General features: G+C 64.7%; 16 protein-coding genes and 1 pseudogene. 10 read left to right on the forward strand and 7 right to left on the reverse strand.

Going from position 1 to position 16,138, the window contains the following annotated elements; all coding sequences use genetic code 11:
* Positions 1 to 50: 50 nt before the first annotated feature.
* The 10 genes from ACMTAK_RS01390 (at position 51) to ACMTAK_RS01435 (ending at position 9,299) form a co-directional block, all read left to right on the forward strand.
* Positions 51 to 1,289: a 3-deoxy-7-phosphoheptulonate synthase gene (locus ACMTAK_RS01390; protein ID WP_413804428.1), complete on the forward strand. Its 1,239-nt coding sequence runs from the start codon at positions 51 to 53 to the stop codon at positions 1,287 to 1,289.
* Complete coding sequence (locus tag ACMTAK_RS01395; protein WP_413804429.1) at positions 1,273 to 2,130, forward strand: TauD/TfdA dioxygenase family protein; 858 nt, start codon at positions 1,273 to 1,275, stop codon at positions 2,128 to 2,130. The genes ACMTAK_RS01390 and ACMTAK_RS01395 overlap by 17 nt, the downstream gene beginning before the upstream one ends.
* Before the next feature lie 87 nt (positions 2,131 to 2,217).
* Positions 2,218 to 3,129: a sugar phosphate isomerase/epimerase family protein gene (locus tag ACMTAK_RS01400; protein ID WP_413804430.1), complete on the forward strand. Its 912-nt coding sequence runs from the start codon at positions 2,218 to 2,220 to the stop codon at positions 3,127 to 3,129.
* Positions 3,126 to 4,343: an amidase gene (locus tag ACMTAK_RS01405; protein ID WP_413804431.1), complete on the forward strand. Its 1,218-nt coding sequence runs from the start codon at positions 3,126 to 3,128 to the stop codon at positions 4,341 to 4,343. Before ACMTAK_RS01400 ends, ACMTAK_RS01405 begins: the two co-directional genes overlap by 4 nt.
* Positions 4,344 to 4,376: 33 nt before the next feature.
* Positions 4,377 to 5,288, forward strand: coding sequence for an SMP-30/gluconolactonase/LRE family protein (locus ACMTAK_RS01410; RefSeq protein WP_413804432.1), 912 nt, complete (start codon positions 4,377 to 4,379; stop codon positions 5,286 to 5,288).
* Positions 5,289 to 5,377: 89 nt separating this feature from the next.
* The gene (locus tag ACMTAK_RS01415) at positions 5,378 to 6,295 is read left to right on the forward strand and encodes a transketolase (RefSeq protein WP_413804433.1); all 918 of its coding nucleotides are present in this window, start codon (positions 5,378 to 5,380) and stop codon (positions 6,293 to 6,295) included.
* Positions 6,292 to 7,281: a transketolase family protein gene (locus ACMTAK_RS01420; RefSeq protein ID WP_413804434.1), complete on the forward strand. Its 990-nt coding sequence runs from the start codon at positions 6,292 to 6,294 to the stop codon at positions 7,279 to 7,281. The genes ACMTAK_RS01415 and ACMTAK_RS01420 overlap by 4 nt, the downstream gene beginning before the upstream one ends.
* 93 nt (positions 7,282 to 7,374) lie before the next feature.
* Complete coding sequence (locus tag ACMTAK_RS01425) at positions 7,375 to 8,553, forward strand: MFS transporter (RefSeq protein ID WP_413804435.1); 1,179 nt, start codon at positions 7,375 to 7,377, stop codon at positions 8,551 to 8,553.
* Between the two features lie 102 nt (positions 8,554 to 8,655).
* The gene (locus tag ACMTAK_RS01430) at positions 8,656 to 9,039 is read left to right on the forward strand and encodes a hypothetical protein (protein WP_413804436.1); all 384 of its coding nucleotides are present in this window, start codon (positions 8,656 to 8,658) and stop codon (positions 9,037 to 9,039) included.
* A 131-nt stretch (positions 9,040 to 9,170) separates the two neighbouring features.
* On the forward strand, positions 9,171 to 9,299 hold the full coding sequence (locus ACMTAK_RS01435; protein WP_413804437.1) for a hypothetical protein: 129 nt from the start codon (positions 9,171 to 9,173) through the stop codon (positions 9,297 to 9,299).
* Between the two features lie 379 nt (positions 9,300 to 9,678).
* Here the strand turns inward: ACMTAK_RS01435 and ACMTAK_RS01440 are convergent, their stop codons facing one another.
* The 7 genes and pseudogenes from ACMTAK_RS01440 to ACMTAK_RS01470 form a co-directional block, all read right to left on the reverse strand.
* Complete coding sequence (locus ACMTAK_RS01440) at positions 9,679 to 10,431, reverse strand: SpdA protein (RefSeq protein ID WP_413804438.1); 753 nt, start codon at positions 10,429 to 10,431, stop codon at positions 9,679 to 9,681.
* A gap of 797 nt (positions 10,432 to 11,228) precedes the next feature.
* On the reverse strand, positions 11,229 to 11,942 hold the full coding sequence (locus ACMTAK_RS01445; protein WP_413812764.1) for a SpdA protein: 714 nt from the start codon (positions 11,940 to 11,942) through the stop codon (positions 11,229 to 11,231).
* Positions 11,943 to 12,015: 73 nt separating this feature from the next.
* Complete coding sequence (locus ACMTAK_RS01450; RefSeq protein ID WP_413804439.1) at positions 12,016 to 12,978, reverse strand: tyrosine-type recombinase/integrase; 963 nt, start codon at positions 12,976 to 12,978, stop codon at positions 12,016 to 12,018.
* Positions 12,979 to 14,183: 1,205 nt separating this feature from the next.
* A complete protein-coding gene (locus ACMTAK_RS01455) occupies positions 14,184 to 14,345 on the reverse strand; it encodes a hypothetical protein (protein ID WP_413804440.1) in 162 nt (53 codons plus the stop codon).
* 70 nt (positions 14,346 to 14,415) lie between these two features.
* Positions 14,416 to 14,712 carry a transposase gene (locus tag ACMTAK_RS01460; protein WP_413804441.1) on the reverse strand — a complete coding sequence of 99 codons (297 nt, stop codon included), beginning with the start codon at positions 14,710 to 14,712 and terminating at the stop codon, positions 14,416 to 14,418.
* A gap of 23 nt (positions 14,713 to 14,735) precedes the next feature.
* Positions 14,736 to 15,764 (reverse strand): OLD family protein, encoded by a 1,029-nt coding sequence (locus ACMTAK_RS01465; protein WP_413804442.1) that lies wholly within the window; start codon positions 15,762 to 15,764, stop codon positions 14,736 to 14,738.
* Between the two features lie 192 nt (positions 15,765 to 15,956).
* Positions 15,957 to 16,109 (reverse strand): annotated as a pseudogene (locus ACMTAK_RS01470) (IS3-like element ISMyma3 family transposase); the annotation flags it as partial.
* Positions 16,110 to 16,138 lie beyond the last annotated feature (29 nt).

Below are 16,138 nucleotides of genomic sequence, written 5' to 3' on the forward strand. Positions count from 1 at the left end.
GACGGTTGCTCACGACCGGCCACACGCAGATCGAACGGAAGAGGAGCCTGGTGAATTCAGGTCTGTGGCATGTTCGCAATTCCTGGCGAACTCTGCCGATCTCACAGCAGCCCCCCTGGCCGTGCCGGCAGCAAGTGCGGGACGTCTGTCAGCACCTGGAGCGACTGCCCCCCGTCGTCCAGCCGGAGGAATGCCGAGAGCTGCAGCGGAAGATGGCCAGAGCCGCCCGCGGAGAGGAGTTCCTCCTGCAAGGCGGTGACTGCGCGGAGACATTCGATTCCGTGCAGCCAACTCGCATCCGCAGGAAGACGGACGTCCTGCATCGTGTGGCGCGCGTTCTCGCTGACTCCATGCAGCTCCCCGTGACCGTCATCGGGCGTATCGGGGGTCAGTACGCCAAACCACGTTCGCACCGGTTCGAGAGCCGCCGCCTGCCGGACGGGAGAAGCGTGAAAGCCTTCTCCTATCTCGGTGACGCGGTCAATTCAGCGCAGTTTGACAGCGTGGCCCGGATTCCGGACCCCCAGCGGCTGTTGCAGGCATACTACGCCTCGGCCCGTACCGTCCGTATCCTGAGCTCTGTTTCGGAGAGGCAGGTATACACCAGCCATGAGGCACTACTGCTGGACTACGAGAGCTCGCTGGCCCGCTGGGACGACGTCAGCGGTCTGCCATACGGTCTGTCCGGCCATTTGCTCTGGATCGGGGAGCGCACCCGTGCGCTCGACGAAGCGCATATCGAGTTCGTCCGTCGGCTGGGCAATCCTATCGCGGTGAAACTCGCCGCGTCCGTTACGCCCGAGGACATCGTAAGGCTCTCCGAGCGCTTGGACCCCGCCCATGTCCCGGGGCGTTTGACTCTGATAACTCGGCTCGGGGCACGACGGATACGCGAGGTGCTCCCTCCTCTGATCGAGAGGATGCGCAAGGAGGGGATCAACCCGGTCTGGATGTGTGATCCGATGCACGGGAACACCCGCACGGCGGCGAGCGGGCACAAGACCCGTGATTTCGACACGATGGTCGAAGAAGCGGTTGCGTTCCTCGAGGTGCACAAGTCTCTGGAAAGCGTTCCGGCGGGCCTGCACCTGGAAGTGACCGGGGATGATGTGACCGAATGCGTCGGCGGTAGCTGCGGCATCACAGAGGAAGGCCTCCCTCTGCGCTACGAGAGCGCCTGCGATCCACGCCTCAATTCCAGTCAGGCGATGGAGTTCGCGACGGCGATAAGCAAGGCGATAACGGAATCGACGCCCGATGAAAGAGGATTGGATGTCTGCGCGTGGTGAACTGACTGTCAAGGATCTCAACCCGTACATCGGCTCGGAGGTCTCAGGTATCGACCTCGGACAGTCGGTGAGTCCGGAAACACGTGACCATCTGCTCGATCTCTTACACGAGCGCAAGGTGCTGGTGTTCCGTGATCAGCGTCTCACCCCCGGGCGGCAAGCCGAGTTCTCGCGCATGTACGGAGAGCTGGAGATCCATCCACTCCAGGAATTCTGTGTGGCGGGGCACCCCGAAGTTCTCATCATCAGCAATATATTTAGGAACGGCAGAAAGGTCGGGCTGTACGAAGGCGGACAGGTCGACTGGCACGTGGACCACGGCACATCACCGCGTCCCAGCGCGATGTCATTCTTGTACTCCGTCACCTCTGCGCAGGTCGGTGGCGACACGTTGTTCTGCGCAGCTGATGCCGCGTACGACGCGCTACCCGATGAGTTCCGGGCACGCATCGCCGATGCGCAAGCGGTGCACAGCATGTCCTTTCTGTTAGAGCAGCGGCGACAGGCGGACGACGAAGTTCAGCCGGACAGCATAGAGGAACGCCGAAGCGCCATGCCGGACGTCGTCCACCCGCTGGTGCGGTCCCACCCCGTCACGGACCGCAAAGCTCTGTTCGTCAGCTCGATGACCATAAGGGAGTTGCGCGGCATGAGCCCGGAGGAAGGCCGGAGCATCTGCCGACAGCTGCTTGAGCACGCCACCCAGGGCACGTACGTGTACCGGCATCAGTGGCGCGACGGAGACCTGGTGTGGTGGGACAACCGGACGGCGATCCACACCGCCACCCCGTGCGACCGGGATCAGTACCACAGGCTGTTGCACCGGACCACCGTGATCTGAGCCGGCCGATGCCCAGGCGGAGTGGGAGAACTCGGCCGGCCACGACATATTCACCCGACCATCGGCACAGGACCGGAGTGTGATGTCATGGCGGAAATAGTCTTCGGAACCAATATCGCCTTTGCCGCTAAACGCTGGCCCGAGCCGGAACAGTGGGTCAGGGTCGTCAAGGATCTGGGCCTACGGCACGTGGAGTTCTCCTTCGACGTGCTGGACCCTCTTCTGGCTCATGACCTGGACTTGTACAAGCGTACCCGTGAGGTGTGCGAGGACAACGGCATCGTCATCTCCTCCGCCACCACTGGTACCAGTGTCTTCTTGCTCAACATGCTGGCCGATACCCGCCCCGGTATGCACCGGCGAGCCCAGCAGTGGTATGAGCAGGCGATCAAAGCAGCATCACATCTCGGCGCCAAAGGTGTCGGGGGCTATATGGGAACGCTGACACTCACGCAGATGAGGGACCGCGAGAGCCGTGGGCAGGTGGTGCGGCAGATTCGCAACTCGGTGTTCCAACTGGCCGGGCTAGCCGAACGAACCGGTTTGGAGTACATCGCCTGGGAGGTGCAGCCCACCCGCCGCGAGTATCCGGTGAACATCGACGAGACCCAGGATCTCATCGAAGCGGCCGGCGTAGCTTCTTTGCCGATCAAGCTGTGTCTGGACGTCGGGCACGCGTGTCTTCCCAGTGGATCGACAGAGGATCGCGACCCCTATGCCTGGCTAGGCAGGTTCGGTAGCCACACGCGAATCGTCCAGCTCCAGCAGACGGACGGGGCGCAGGACCGGCACTGGCCCTTCACCGCGGAATTCAATCAGAAGGGTATCATCGACCCGGCGCGGGTCCTGAAAGTGGTCCGTGAATGGGACACCGACCAGGTGGATCTGATGCTCGAGATCGGGTTTCGCCCAGATGTTCCCGAGGACAAGGTGATCGACGATCTGCGGGCCTCCGTCGACTTCTGGCGAACACATCTGGAGGCGGGGGTTGCCCGATGACCGACACACCCGTGCACTCACGCTCGTCCTCAGGTCCGGCCAGGCGGTTCCGAGACCGCATCCGGCAGTTGGAGCGGTTCAATGCCTTCGTCTCCCTCACGGACGAAGACGGCTCCGGTCCCATGGTCGCCGTCAAGGACGTCATCGACGTCAAAGGTGCGGTGACCACCGGCGGCAGTGACCTCCTTCCCGATGTACCGGCGCAACGCGACGCCCTGGTGGTCGCCGCGCTGCGCGATGCGGGGTGTGCGGTCATCGGAAAGACCAATCTTCATGAGTGGGCCTTCGGCCCGACCAGCATCAACCCCTTCTTCGGTGCCGTTCACAACCCCCGTGACTTCGCCCGCGTGGCCGGGGGATCGTCCGGCGGTTCCGCAACCGCAGTCGCACTCCGCATGTGCGACTGGGCCATCGGCACGGACACCGGCGGATCCGTTCGCATCTCGGCGGCGTTGTGCGGGGTGACGGGTTTCCGTCCCACGGCGAACACCCTTCCCACCGAGGGCATAGTCCCGCTGAGTCCATCCCTCGACACCGCCGGGCCGATGGCCGCCGACGTGCGGTCCGTGATCACGGCTCTGGAAGCGATGCGCGCCGCGCCTTTGGACGTCAAGGAGGTCCCCCTGCGCGACCTTCAGGTGGCAGTGCCCGACACATGGGTCCGGGAACTCGACACGGAGACGGAGCGCGCATGGCGCCGGGCAGCGTCCGGGTTTTCACGCATCCCGTTCCCGCCGAGGAACGTGCTAGCTGATACTGGCCGCACAGTGCTCTACGCGGAGGCCGCCGTCGTCCACCGAGAGCGGTTCCGGCTGCACGCTCACCGCTACAGTCCGGACGTCCGTCGCCATCTCGAGGAGGCGCAACGCATCACAGAAGGTGACTATGAGGCCGCGAAGCGACGCCTTGGCGACCTGCGGGGCCAAGTCACCGATGCGATGGCCGGATGGGATGCGATTGTCCTACCGACCACCGCCTGCGTCGCCCCACGCATCGACGCCGTAACATCCGGAGGCAAGCTACAGGACCTCAGGGAACCCATCTCTCGTTTCACCATGCCGTTCAGCGCCACCGGTCACCCTGCAATTACCTTGCCCGTCCCGGGTGACGGTATGCCGGTCGGCCTCCAAGTGGTCGGGCACTTCGGGCATGACGCGCACGTGGCATCGGTGGCTCTCGCTCTGGAACGTGTTATGGGGACCACTGTGATCTGACACTCCTATGTCCCCACCGCCGAGGAGGCCGAGGTGCGAGAGTTCATGGCGGCGCCATGTTCCGAAACAGGCGGCGATCTACCGGAAGGCCCTGGCTGGGATGCGTCCCGCGCCGAGTTGCAGTGGGTGGACATCTACGAGGGTGTCCTTCACCGTGCCAGCGCCAATGGCGTTCGCCTGCGCGAGGTCCGGCGCTACCACACCGGCGTTCGCCTCGGGGCCGCGGTACCCGCTTCGGAAGGCGGGTGGCTGCTGGCGGTCGCCCGTGGGTTCGCCCACCTCTCGGCCAACGGGACGCTGACCTCTTTACACGAACTGGACGCACACCGCGGCGACAACATGCGGATGAACGACGGTGCCTGCGATCCGCAGGGCAGATTCTGGGCTGGCAGCCTCTCCTACGACAAGTCCGCTGGCGCCGGCACGGTCTACCGTATGGATCTCGACGGCACCGTCACTCCTGTCCTCGGCGGCGTCACGGTCTCCAACGGCATTGGCTGGAGCCCCGGCGGGGACACCATGTACCACGTCGACACAGCGGTTGGGACGGTTACCGCTTTCGATTTCGACGGCGACGACGGACGGATCGGGCGTCGTCGCCAGCTGGTGAGGATCGACCCCCGTGAGGGCGCGCCCGACGGTCTGGCCGTTGACGATGACGGCTGCCTGTGGGTGGCGCTGTGGCGCGGCGGCCAGGTGCGGCGGTTCGACCCGACCGGGCGGCACTTGGCCACCGTCCATCTTCCCGTCACGAAGCCGACCGCTTGCACCTTCGGCGGTTCGAATGGCCGTACGCTCTACATCACTACAGCACGTTTCCGGCTTCGCGCCGAAGAACTGGCCGCGCAGCCCGACGCGGGCCGCCTGTTCATGGTCGAGGCGGGTGTTTCCGGCCCAGCCCGCTCCTCATATCGCGGCCTACTACGCACTGAACACCGAGGCTGAAATGACGGCCATGGCAGGCTGCGGTGCGGGGGAAAGTCATTCGGTTCCGGAGCATAGCCGTTCACCACATCCTCCCCGAAAGGGTGAATATGACATCTACGAAAAAACGCGGTCACCCCTCGACCGGAACCACGGACGAGCGTACGCTGACGCCACCCGACGGCGAGACCCTCGCATTTCTCAGCGAGACGGCCCGCGAAATACGGAGCACTATTCTCGAACTAGCCGCAAAATGCCCCGTTCACTTGGGTGCGGCTCTCTCAGTCACCGACGTCCTGACCGCATTATACTTTCGCCGCATGCACTTCGATCCGGCCAACCCAGAGTCTCCTGAGCGCGATCGGCTCATACTCAGCAAGGGACACTCGGCATTTGCACTCTACGCCGTTCTCGGGAAACTTGGCATGATTTCGACTGAAGAATTCGAGTCGGTCGGCTCACCGGACCAGCGTCTTTGTTGTCATCCTACCGAGAACGTCACGGGGATCGAGCTGGCGACTGGGGCACTCGGCCATGGCCTGTCGGTGGCCGCGGGTATAGCACTCGCCGCCGAGTTGGACGGGCGTGACCACCGCACGGTGACCATACTTGGTGACGGGGAACTCAACGAGGGGTCGGTCTGGGAGGCGGCAATGTTCGCCGCCTCCCAGCGCCTGGGCTCCCTCGTCGCCATCATCGATCGGAACGGTTACCAGCAAGAAGGTCCTACCGAATCGGTTCTCCGCCTCGAACCGATCGATGAGAAGTGGCGGGCGTTCGGATGGCAGGTCCTGTCAATCGACGGCCATGACTTCCAACAACTGTGCACGGCACTCGACACCGCCTACTCTGGCAGCGAGATACCCACCCTGCTGATTGCGCACACCACAAAAGGGCATGGCGTCTCCTTCATTGCGGAAGACCCGGTCGCCTGGCATATGGGCAGACTCACCGAACCGGAACTCCGCAAGGCTCTCCGAGAAATTCAGACAGACGGATCACAAACTAGTACCGAGAGGCCGATATGACTGAAACCAAGGCCACTCTGACCCGACCAAGCCGAGAAACCGAGTCGATGTGGCAGGCGTGTGCTCCTGCCGTCGCCGCCCTGGGTGCAGAATTTCCGAATCTGGTGGGCCTGGGGCCGGACAGCCGCTCCATCTTCTCGGAATTTTCCTGCCACTCACCCGAGCGTTTCATCGACGTAGGTATCGCCGAGTCTAACCTCGTGGGTGTGGCAGCCGGTCTCGCCCGAGCGGGCAAAAAAGCCGTGGTCGCTTCGCTGGCATCTTTTCTGGTACGCCGGGCTGCGGAGCAGATCCGCAACGACGTCTGCAACCAGGGAATGGACGTCACTTTTATCGGCATCGGAGGCGGGCTCGCCTGTGAGGAGTTCGGGACAAGTCACCATGTGATCGAGGACACCACCGTGTTCATGACCATGCCTCATATCCATGTGTTCACACCCGCCGACGCCCCCGAGGCGATATGGGCGGTGCAGACGGCCGTCCGAACAGCGGGCCCAGCGTATGTACGTCTCGGGGCGCGCACCGATCCGGTGATCCACACCACCGGCGACCGGTTCGCGCTGGGCGAGCCCGAAGTGCTGCGCACCGGAACGGAAGCCGTTATCTTCGCCAACGGGATATGCGTGTCGGAGGCCCTATCCGCTGCGGCGGAACTCAGCCGACATGGAGCCGACTGCGCCGTCGTCAACGTCGGTTCGCTCAAACCACTGGCGGCCGGGGCTATCATCCAAGCGGCGCGGGGCAAGCGCGTGGCCGTGGTCGTGGAGGAACACGCGCGCCCCGGGCCGCTCGCGGCGTTGGTCTCCGCATCACTCCTCCGGCAGTCATTCAGTGGAGCAATGACCAGCCTCGCCATAGAACCCCGCGGGGTGGCGGCAGGCTCTCGCGGCAAGCTCCTCTCGTCCTTTGGTATCGATTCGCCGTCGATTCGGGACGCCGTGCTGCGAATGCTTCGGCGTGGTGACACTCCACGACGACCCGCCTAGGAAAATACCGAACGGGCCCTTGGAAGACGTGGCCCACGGCCCAATGCTCGGCAGAATGGGGTGGGTTTGGACTATGCCCCCGAGGAGGGAACAATGCGCGCCTACGCGTCGCTAATGAAAAACTCCACAGCACGCAGACTGATCGCGGCTACAGCAACCGGCAAGTTCGGCTACGCAACCTTCCCTCTGGCAATGGTACTGCTGGGCCACGGCCCTTCCGGCTCGTTCGTCGACGCGGGCCTGGCCGCCGCGGCGTGGAACATCGGCGGAACCGTGACAGCGCCGTTCCGAGGCCAGGTCGTCGACCGCTACGGCCATCGTCTGCCGCTGACCGCCTTCTTCCTGGTGACCGCCATCGCCATGGCGGGCCTGACCACCGTCTCGGACATCTTCCCCCTGGTGGCTTTCGGGGCACTCGCAGGGGCGAGCGCACCTCCGATCATGGCAAGCGTCCGCCCATTGTGGACCCACGTCGTGGACCAACAACTCGTACGAACCGCCTACGCGCTGGACGCGGTGCTCAGCGAATTGGCCAAGGTGTGCGGGCCTCTGATCGCGGCAGCCACAGCGGCTTGGTCGCCGAAACTGGGAGTCGCCACAGCCGGCGCTCTCCTCTTGATCGGTACGTTCTTGTTGATCGGACGCCCCCTGCCCGAAACGGCCCCGAGACTCTCGACGACGAGCGCCATAGGAGCCATGGCAGCCACACCTGGCCTGCGTCTGCTGCTCGCGGTCAACACCGCCACCGGATTATGCCTCGGCGCACTGACCGTTGGCCTTCCCGCCCGAACCTCCGAGAACGGATCGGCGGCAGACTCGGGGTGGCTGTTCGCTTGCCTCGCAATCGGAAGTGGGCTCGCCGGCCTGTGGTTCGGTGCCCGTCGACATCAGATCGCACCAACGGTCGGCTACCCCATCGGCTGTCTGTGGCTCACTCTCGCACTGGCCTCGGCTGCCTTCGTTCCGGTGGGGGTACCGCTGGCGGTCGTCCTCGTCGTCGCAGGTGGCGCCCTCGCCCCCATGACCGTCTGCCAGTTCGAGCTGCTGGACAGGCATGCTCCGCGAGGCACAGCGGTCGCGTCCATGATGTGGATGGTCTCAGGCGAGGAACTGGGCAGATCGGTCGGATCGATAGTGGCGGGCCTCCAAACACAGGCCGTCGGGGCATCGCTGGCTGTCAGTACCGCGGCCGCGAGCGCGGGGATAGGAGCGATCGTCCTGTCCGTGCGGCGCGGCTCCCTGGAATCCGCCACCGGAAGTCCGACAGCTTGAGTCCAGAACGAGCCGGCCAAGACGATCGCCGACAGGCGTCAGCGATTAGGCCACGGTTCGCCCGGTGCGCTGTCGGTGCTGAATCTGCTGAGGAGACGACCCGTGACCACCGAATCCCAACGGGTGCCACCGGACCGCGACACACACGGCCAACGAGCCCTGGCCCTCCTCCGGCTCAGTCTCGACGCCGCGCAGGCCAATCCCCGCCGAGAAGAGCCGATGGTGGAATTGGTCATCGTCCTGACGGAGGCCGCTTCGCTGGCCGCCGAGGCGTTCGTACGGCTGGGGGACTGCCGTACCGAATACGCTCCGGCCCAAGACAGCTGTGTGACCTGCGCCCTGCGGGATGCCGTAAACCACATCCGAGCGGCCGCAACCACGGCCCGCTTTGCACTGGTCTCCAGCATGGGCAGAGAGCGTGAAGGAGGCCATTCGACGTGTTCTGGGGAGAAGTCATGCACCCGCGACAAGGAGTCGCACATCTAGGTGCTAGATATTACGTCCATGCAGGTCAGCCGCGCCGGTGGGCTAGAGAAAGGTCAACACGATCGCTGCTCTCCTCCCGTGGGCCAAGATCGGGTGTAGCGCGTCCGCACCATCCAGCAAGATGCTTGCCTGTGCTGCTGCGACTCCTCCACCTTTCCATGTCGACCGTGTGCAAGTTCGTACAATTCGTGCTGATGAGCGATCGCGACAAGGACCTGGAGATCCTGGCGCTGCGCCACCAACTCGCCATAGCGCTCTGAACGGTAGTCCGTCCGCAGCTGACCTGGCCCCACCGGCACTCTTCACGGCCCTGCTACGCCGCCTCCCCCGAGCACGGCTCCGTCAGCTCCGCCTGATGGTCTCTCCAGCCCCTTGCGCTGGCACCACGACCTGCTTCGCCGCCACGCCAAGGCCTCCTGTCCAAACCGATCGGCGATCACGCACCGTCCCCTCCATACAGGCCCTGATTCTGCGCCCCGATCGTCCAATCGCCGCCACGCCCACCTGAACGTCCGCCGACACAACTGCCGCAGCGGCATCCTCCACGATTACCAACATGTCGCATGACCTGCACGAACGTGATTATCCACACCTACAAGGTCAACACATCATCAGGAAGGATCACTCATCTATCCAAGCTCATTCGTCTGCATCATCAACCCGAGGGCGAAGGCGAGAAGTCAAATGCCCGGCTCCAACAGACGATGCCTCGATCGCAAGGCGGTCCGTCCTTGCCGAGCGCACCATGGCCACCAGCATCCGGGACCTAGCCGCCCCAACATGTAGTCGCTTCCGTAGCGTCTCAGCCGAGATCGGCCGCTGATACATCTCCCAATGCCGAGCATCTTCCACCATCGCCCGCTTCAGAAGGTCGTCCCCACCAGGCCCGAGCTGACTTTCCTGATCATCTTCGTCCGGAGGCAGGACACGCGATTCTTCAACGTTGAGGCTGTCGGGCTCAGCCATCTCTACAACGTGTCCCGCGGGGAACTCCCGGGCTTCTGACCTCTCAGGCTCAAGTGACACCTCACTCGCGGCACCACCAATGGCCTGCAAAAGACCTGGGCCAACCTCTGCCCATCCGATGAGCAACAGCGGCCCGACTGCGTCGAAAGCGACTTTGCCGTTCTGGCCGGCAAGCAGCGGGTCCGCCACGTTCAACGCCAACGTCATCAAGCTGGAGAAGACCAACAACCGACGCGCCGGCCGGAGCTGCTCCCGACTCGCACCCTGCAACGCGAGGTACCGCGTACCCAGCAGCAACCCCAGCACAGAAAGATCCACTGCCGGGGCCACCAGAGGCGCCACCCACGGCGGCACGCCCAACCGCAGCGCCAAGGACCATACGTTGCCGAAGCCGAACAAGAACGTCAGCCCCACCACCGCAGCCATGATCCCCGTTACCGCCCGAAGCGTGACCGCCCGCTCGAAAGCAGCCCTCCCCCGGCTGCTGGCGTATGTCGCCCCCTCGCCAGTCATCGGCCTGCTCCGCCCCAGGTGACGGGTTCGAAGCTGCCCTTGATAACCAGCCTGCCCATCAAATTCTGCAAGTCAGTGGGGTCATCCTTCTGTGTGGTGCCCTGCCGGGGGCACTACACCTCCGACCCCCTTCAACAGGGTCGTCGACAAAGCCGATGGCACGGGGTTCGATCGCGCTTGCTGCGGAGACGTGCCACTGCTGGCCTTGCCTCGGCCGCATGGAGTCGCTTGGCACACTATTTTTTTGCAGGCATGAGTCTGCCTCCCGGTATGAGGCGTCCAGCACCGCGTCAGCAAGGTCCGACATCTGTCCATCTCCCCCGTCAGCACAGCTCGGCTGGATCGGGAGTGTCAGCCGTATCGAGTTGTTCACATTCACTACACCGAATGGCGTTTCTCCCGATTGCCGTGCGCGATGTTCTGCCGCCCGGTAAGCGGTGGGTATGGCCGAAATGGATCAGCACCACAGAGGCGAACGCACTCGCGAGCACGGTTCGCACGCCAACTGGACTCCGGACGGCGCACCCCCCACCACGTGCATGGTCGAAGGCGGGGGGCGCAGCGGTCCTCTCAGGATGGAGTTCAGGGTCAGGCTGGCTTCTGGTCAGCTTGGCGAGGAGATCGCGAAGGTTCAGACAGCCGTATTCCGCGACGTCCTCCTCCACTTGTCAGCCAGGCGAGCCGAGAAGTGAAAGGCCGCCCACTGCCGTTCACGCTTCCCGCCGCCCAGGTACTCCCTTGAGGCCATGCGTCTGATCGGCACGCCTGGATGAGGTGTCGGAACGGATCATCGCCACCAGCATGCGTGACCGTGCCGCGCCGACGTGCAGTCGTTTGCGGAGTGTTTCCGCGGAGATGGGCCGCTGGTACGCCTCCCAGTGACGGGCGTCTTCCTGCCGGGCGCGTTCCAGCAGCTCATCACCATCCGGCTGCCGTTCCATCTCAGTCGTAGTTGGAGAGGAAGCACTCGTGGTCCGGTCGTCTTGCGGCAAGGCCGCTGTCAGACCGGAGTCCTGTTCATGCTGCGGCGTTATGGATTTGCGTGCCGCCGAACCTTGCCGACTGGTGGTGGCGAGTGCGTGGAGGAGTCCAGGGCCTACCTCTGCCCATCCGATGAGGAGAATAGGACCGACCGCGTCGAACGCAGCCTTGCCCAGGTCTCCTGCGATCCGCGGGTCGGCAATGTTCAGTGCCAGGGTCATGCCGCTGGAGAGCACCAGCAGCCGCCGGGCCGGACGCAACTGGTCCACCGGTGCACCGTGCAGGGCGAGGTATCGGATACCGAGCAGCAGGCCGAGGATGGACAGGTCGACCGCCGGGGCGACCAGCGGGGCCACCCACGGGGGCACGCCCAGCCTCAGTGCCAGGTTCCAGACGTTGCCGAAGCCGAAGAGGAAGGACAGGCTGACGACGGCCGCCATCATGCCGGTCACCGCCCGGACCGTGGCCGCGCCGTCCGACGTACCGTCAGGCTCCGGCACGGTGCGGGTAAGGGGGTCAGACATTCTCGCCGATTCCCATCCGCTGGTGGGTTTCCTGGGCGCGTTCGGCGGCCGCGCTGGCGCCGTAGTGGCGGGGCATGTCCTCCGACATCCAGCCCATCAGCAGCATCAGGTCGCCCGAGTCCCCGCCTGCCCGTTTCCACTCGTGGGCGAAGTTGTGCCGCCACCGATGCGCATGCACACCTTTCAGCCCGGCGGAGAGGCCGCGCCGCTTGATCATGATCTTGATGCCGTTGGGTGCCAGGCGCTTCCCGCCGCGGTCGGCCAGCCACAGATCCGGCAGCTCTGCGCCCTTGCGCTTGGCGCGGGCCCGCAGATACCGGCTCACCGCCCGCGCCGTCTTCGGGCCGAACCGCACGCGGCGGTCGCGGCTGCCCTTGCCGTGGTAGTGCACCGAGTCGGTGACCAGGTCGATGTCCTCCAGGGTGAGGTTGCCGACCTCGGACAGGCGGGCGCCGGTGTTGTAGTAGAGCCGGATGATGGCCTCGTCCCGCAGTTGGAGGAACGCCTTGCCCTTGCAGGTAGCCAGCACCTTCTTGGTGTCGTCGTCCCGGATGACCGGGATCAGCTTCTTGACCGTCTTGGGCTGGCGGACGCGTTCCATCGGGGAGCGGTCGATCTCCTCCTCGTCCAGCATCAGCCACTTGAAGAACTGCTGGAGTCCCTTGTGCTTGTTCAGCGCGGTCGACGCCGACCGCGTCTCGATCATCCAGCCCTGGAAGGCTTCGATGTGGGCGCGGGTGACCTCGGTCGGGTCCTCTGCCGCGTCCTCCGCCTCGAGGTCGGGAGTGGCGTTCTCGTTCAGGTAGCGGGCGAGCTGGGCGGCGGCGAGGAGGTAGTTGTAGCGGGTGGTCTCCGGGTAGTTGCCCGACCGCAGCGAGCGGTCCCAGTCGCGCAGGAAACCCTGCCAGGTCTTGGGGAGCCCTGCGGTGATCTTGTCCAGGTCCAGAAGCGGCATGGAGAGAAACCCTCCGAGTCAAGGTGTCGGTGAGCGGCGTGCTCGACCTCGACGCGGGAAACGGGAGCGCGAAAAGAGGGCCCTCACAGGTGTTGACCTGCGAAGACCCTCCGCACCGTCGGGACGACAGGATTTGAACCTGCGACCCCTTGACCCCCAGCCGGAATTACGGCGCTTTCCGCAGGCGAAATACGTGCGGTAACGCCTGAGTTGTGCGGGGTCGCGCACACCGTGTGGTCCCCAAATGGTCCCCACGACTACGCCTCCACAAGCGAGCTTCGCATTCACTTCCATCATGCACCGCTTAGCAACATTGGACAAAAGCCCACCCGGGAGAGGAATGTGCGGGCGCACCCCGGCCTGCCACATGGCCGTGGCGACGAGTAGCCGTACGCCGCCCGAGGTGCAGCGACGGATATTCCAGCCAGATTGCGCGGTCGGCCCAGTCCAGGGGTGGCCTCGGGGGGGGCGGTACTCCGGGTGCGCCGGCGTCCATGGAGCGCCGTCACCCGGCAACGGCCCCCACACGAGCGCGCCCCGGTGAATCCCGGGAGTGGCCTCGGCCATCAACAGGCCGGTGCCCTGGGTGAGGGCTTCAGCCACGGTGTCCAAGAACTCGCTGAGGGATCCGTGCCCGGGGGAGGTGAGCGGTTCCGACGGCGGCTCACCAGCGTCCTGACTGAAGGTAGCGAGTCGGCCATCGGCGTCGATTGCCAGGCCGCCCCACGGAGGCAGGGAGTAGTCGGTGACGGCGAAAGGCACCCAGGAACCCCAGAACTGATCGGTGGTCCCTCCGCTCCCCCGGACGTGCGCGATCTCCTCAAGCGGCAGCAGATGGTGCTGGGCGAGAAACAGCCCTGGATCGTACTCGTCGGGGTCGCGGTCAAGGGCTGAGGCATCGACCGTTCCGTCGCACACCATCAGCAGCGTCGCCAGGTCGGCGGGCAGGCCCATCCCCAACTGGTCCTCCGCGGATCGCACGCACGGCAGCACCCGGCCGTAAGGTGGCGTGCGAGGCGGGTGCGTGCACCGCCAGCCAGTCTGCGATGGCAGTCCAAGCGGGCAGAATGTCACTCATCGTGTCCTCCATTGGCGTAGACGAGAGAGAAGCGGGGCACGCCTGCCCGATGTCCACCGGGTAGGCGTGCCCCGCTTGCCGTACTACACAGGCCGGGCCATCAGCACCTTCACGGCGCAGCGGCCGGTCAGTTCATCTTGCACTTGATCTCGGCCTTGGACGGGTCGCAGTCCGCGAACCGGGCGTTGGCCGGGTCGACCCAGTACTCGTCGTAGTCCAGAAGCCGAAACTGCTTGGCGAAGCTTACGCCGAATGGCTGCATCGACTGGGTGTTGATGTAGTTCGACATCGACGAACGGCCGCACAGAGCGGGCCACTTGGGGTCGTCGTAGGTGGTGTCGTTATACAGGTGACCTCGCTCACCGGTCGCTGTCCTTGGCGAAGAAGGCCGCCGCTTTTTTCAGGATCTCGATCGTCTTCTGCTGCTCGGTGTTCTGCCTGCGCAGCCACCTCAGCTCCTCGCGCTCCGCGCTCGTCAGCTCGCCCGACGTGCCCCCCTGGTCGACCCGGTCACGCTTCACCCAGCCACGCAGACTCTCCGGGCTCACGCCCAGATCCCGCGCGACCTCCGTGATCGTCTTGTCGGAGGAGCGGGCCAACGCGATCGCGTCCCGCTTGAACTCCTCCGAATACCGCTTCGAGTACTGACTACCCACCTGGCACTACTTCCTCTGGAACCTCACGTCCCAGTCTCCAGGTGTCCAGTCACAAGGGGAAGCTTCAGCTGCAACTGCGGATGGAGATGCGCCTCGGGCTCTTCGATGACGACCGTTGCGTGGAAGGGCTTCGTGCCGAAGAAGGAGTCCTCCTCCGACTCAGCATCCGCCTGCGCCTGTTCGAGGTTCCTGGCCGCCTGCTGAATCTCCTCCTCCGCTGTGAGGGGCGGCAGATTAAGGGCATCCGAGTGAGGCCAAGCAGCATCCTGCGGAAGCTCGGTGGAGTCAGGTATCGCCGCCAGGGTTACGGCTATGTGCAACAGGTTCACGTATCCCAACCCGGACACTTCGAGAGGCCGGGCGAAGGTGCGCCCCTCCATCACGGCAAGCATGAGCTCCAGCACGCGGGCGAGGTAGGTGTCGTCGATGACTTGGCCGCGTATGTACGGCCACTGGGCACTCACCCCGACCGACAGATCTGTCAGGTAGCCGCGAATCCGCGCCTCGACCGCATCGATGATGCTTTCCTTGGCCAGCTCCTCCAACAGTTGGGAGGCCCGCGCCCGGAGACCCACCAGGTTCCGGGTGCCGCTCAGGCGCTGCTGTTCGGCACGGAGCAGCTCCACCAGGATCCGTGCCTCGCGGCGGGCCAGCTCGTCCAGCGGATGACGCCAGGCCGGCAGGTAAATGAGTTTGTACGGGTCCAAGTCCAAAGACCTGCCGTGCGTCGCATTGACCTTCGTAGCGACGCTGCCGAGCCTGCGACTCAGCGTGACGCCCCAGTTCTGAGCGACCTCTCCGAGCCGTTGGTGGCCGACCGCGTGCAGCTGGCGTCCGAGGCGCCCTTCCTCGGTGAGGCTGTCGCCCAGCTTGTACGCCACCTCAATGGTGCGGTTGGAGCCTTCGGGCGCGAGCGTGGCGGATCCGTACCTCGGCAGGAGTGGGAAGCGGGAACCGGGATGAGCGAGGTAGAGCGCATCCGTGAGGGTCGTCTTTCCGGCGCCGTTGGCACCGATCAGCACGCTGAAACGGCCGGGCAAGTGGCAGACCATCTCGCCCTCCGTACTCGCCCGGAACCCGCTCACCGCGATGCGACTTAGGTGCACCGTGCCCCCCATGGACAAGAAATACGTCAGTAGTCATCATCGCTCCCGATACTGACAACGCCCGGCCCTTTGAGCTCATTTGCGGTCTGAATGTTGCCCGGTTGTCCTTGCGGCGGTTGTTGGTCGACTTCCATCTGTAAGCCAGTTCCGCACCGTCTCCGGCGCGCCGACGCCCAGTTTCGCGATGTCCCCCTTCATCGCGGCCCACTCGGTCGGATGGTTCGGAATCTCCGCGACCATGCGCACTGCACGCTCACAGAGCTCAGCAGGGTCGGGGGACGGACGTGCCATGACTCGGTCCTCTCAGGGAATCGAGTGTC

The sequence above is a fragment of the Streptomyces lacaronensis genome (genome assembly GCF_047337785.1).
Lineage (GTDB): Bacteria > Actinomycetota > Actinomycetes > Streptomycetales > Streptomycetaceae > Streptomyces > Streptomyces lycopersici.

What these genes read in the sequence shown, in the direction of transcription:
- ACMTAK_RS01450 (WP_413804439.1), bottom strand. Translation starts at nt 12,978, where the DNA reads ATGCCGCTTCTGGACCTGGACAAGATCACCGCAGGGCTCCCCAAGACC.
- ACMTAK_RS01445 (WP_413812764.1), bottom strand. Translation starts at nt 11,942, where the DNA reads ATGATGGCGGCCGTCGTCAGCCTGTCCTTCCTCTTCGGCTTCGGCAAC.
- ACMTAK_RS01405 (WP_413804431.1), top strand. Translation starts at nt 3,126, where the DNA reads ATGACCGACACACCCGTGCACTCACGCTCGTCCTCAGGTCCGGCCAGG.
- ACMTAK_RS01400 (WP_413804430.1), top strand. Translation starts at nt 2,218, where the DNA reads ATGGCGGAAATAGTCTTCGGAACCAATATCGCCTTTGCCGCTAAACGC.
- ACMTAK_RS01415 (WP_413804433.1), top strand. Translation starts at nt 5,378, where the DNA reads ATGACATCTACGAAAAAACGCGGTCACCCCTCGACCGGAACCACGGAC.
- ACMTAK_RS01420 (WP_413804434.1), top strand. Translation starts at nt 6,292, where the DNA reads ATGACTGAAACCAAGGCCACTCTGACCCGACCAAGCCGAGAAACCGAG.
- ACMTAK_RS01455 (WP_413804440.1), bottom strand. Translation starts at nt 14,345, where the DNA reads ATGTCGAACTACATCAACACCCAGTCGATGCAGCCATTCGGCGTAAGC.
- ACMTAK_RS01440 (WP_413804438.1), bottom strand. Translation starts at nt 10,431, where the DNA reads ATGGCTGCGGTGGTGGGGCTGACGTTCTTGTTCGGCTTCGGCAACGTA.
- ACMTAK_RS01395 (WP_413804429.1), top strand. Translation starts at nt 1,273, where the DNA reads ATGTCTGCGCGTGGTGAACTGACTGTCAAGGATCTCAACCCGTACATC.
- ACMTAK_RS01425 (WP_413804435.1), top strand. Translation starts at nt 7,375, where the DNA reads ATGCGCGCCTACGCGTCGCTAATGAAAAACTCCACAGCACGCAGACTG.
- ACMTAK_RS01465 (WP_413804442.1), bottom strand. Translation starts at nt 15,764, where the DNA reads ATGGTCTGCCACTTGCCCGGCCGTTTCAGCGTGCTGATCGGTGCCAAC.